1 pseudogene is annotated in these 1,105 nt (G+C 48.1%); it reads left to right on the top strand.

Annotated features, from left to right (window positions below):
• Positions 1-41: 41 nt before the first annotated feature.
• A pseudogene (locus CKL79_RS22500) lies at positions 42-1,099 on the top strand (IS630 family transposase).
• Positions 1,100-1,105: the final 6 nt, after the last annotated feature.

Here is a 1,105-nt window from a genome sequence, read left to right as displayed (position 1 = left end):
TTAAGGTGAAATACAGTTGTCGCGTCTAATCCTCCTGAGAGATGATTACTCTAGAATTCACCGAAGCCGATATTGCAGCGCTTGATTATGAGCGCTATCACCATCCGCATCCGCAAGTACAGCGAAAGATGGAAGCGCTCTATCTCAAGAGCCAAGGGTTGCCCGATAAGCAGATCAGTCAGCTCTGTCGCATCGGCAGTAGAACGACGCTATCAGGCTACTTGCGACAGTATCAGCAAGGCGGTATTGCAGCGCTTAAACAACTGCACTATAAAGGTCAACCAAGCGCGCTTAATGAGCATATCTCCAGCCTCAAAGCTTACTTCGAGGCCCATCCACCACGCACTAGCGCCGAGGCTCAAGCCGCGATTGAGCGGCTCACTGGGATCAAACGCAGTCCGACGCAGATCAAAGCGTTCTTGAAGCGCCTCGGCATGAAATCGCGCCAAGTCGGCTACATTCCAGGCAAAGCGACGAGTGAAGCCAAAATCGAAGAGCAAGAACAGTTCCGCATCCATGAACTCGAACCCAGACTCGCTGAGGCCCAGCGGGGTGAGCGCGCCGTTTTTTTATAGATGCCGCTCATTTTGTTCATCGGGCTTATCTAGGGTTTGTTTGGTGCTTTGTCCGGCTTTTCATTCCTTCGCCTTCAGGCCGCAGGCGCTTCAATGTCTTAGGTGCGCTCAACGCTATTAGCAAAGAGGTTGTCATCGTCACTAACGAAAGCTACATCAATGCTCAAAGCATCTGCCATCTGCTATTAAAGCTAACAGCGCTTAACTTAGAGGTGCCCATTACAGTTGTGCTAGACAATGCTCGCTATCAGAAATGTCGGGTGGTCTTTGCCCTCGCTGAGGCACTGAACATTGAGCTGTTATACCTACCGTCTTATTCACCGCATTTGAATTTGATTGAGCGGCTGTGGAAGTTTGTCAGAAATGAATGCTTGTATTCCAAGTACTACGCTGATTTTGACAGTTTCAAGGATGCTATTCAAACCTGCCTAGAACAGGCTGATACTACTCACAAAAAGGCTTTGAAAACATTGTTATCCTTAAACTTTCAATCCTTCAAGAATGTCCATATATCAAGCGTCTAGAGTATA

Origin of the sequence: Leptolyngbya sp. BC1307, assembly GCF_002286735.1 — a bacterium.
Classification (GTDB): Bacteria; Cyanobacteriota; Cyanobacteriia; order Phormidesmidales; family Phormidesmidaceae; genus Phormidesmis.
Note: the sequence above shows the minus strand (reverse complement) of the source record. Positions and strands in the feature narration are given on the sequence as shown.